Origin of the sequence: Streptomyces sp. P17 (assembly GCF_032436805.1) — a bacterium.
Lineage (GTDB): Bacteria > Actinomycetota > Actinomycetes > Streptomycetales > Streptomycetaceae > Streptomyces.
The window spans coordinates 1-497 of sequence record NZ_JAVRBF010000307.1 but is presented as its reverse complement, the minus strand read 5'-3'; the positions used below and the strand labels follow the sequence as shown (position 1 = coordinate 497).

Genomic DNA, 497 nt, shown 5'->3' with positions numbered 1-497 from the left:
CGCTGCCAACTTGGCAATCGGAGCCGTCAATGCAATGGTTGGCGCAACAATTGGCGGTATTAACTCGCTAATTGAACAGGTCAATAAAATCGGCTCGGTTGGCGAATATATTGGTATCGGCGCATTTTCTATCGAAACCGTAAACCCTGACAATTACAAATTTAAGGAAATGGCAAATACTGCTGCTGACAATTTGGCCAAAGCCGTCAAAGGTCGAAATAAGCAGTTGGAAAAAGATTTGAATACTGATTATCTCGGCGCAATTGGCGGGGCAATCACTAATGCAGCGAACACCGCAGCGGATAGAATTCGTAAATTTTCCGATACGCTAGGGGAAGACAAAAAGAAGAAAAAGAAAAGCAGAGGAAAAACCGACGAAGAAAAGTTTTCAGATATTGTCAACGGAGCAGAACGCACAATTGCGTCGTTGCAGGCAGAACGTGACAGTATCGGTTTATCCGAAGAAGCAACAGCGCGTTTGAAATATGAAACGCAGC

General features: G+C 44.3%; 1 protein-coding gene. It reads left to right on the top strand.

Going from position 1 to position 497, the window contains the following annotated elements:
* The coding region (locus tag RMT89_RS41010; protein WP_315888844.1) for a hypothetical protein at positions 1 to 497 on the top strand (497 nt) is incomplete at both ends.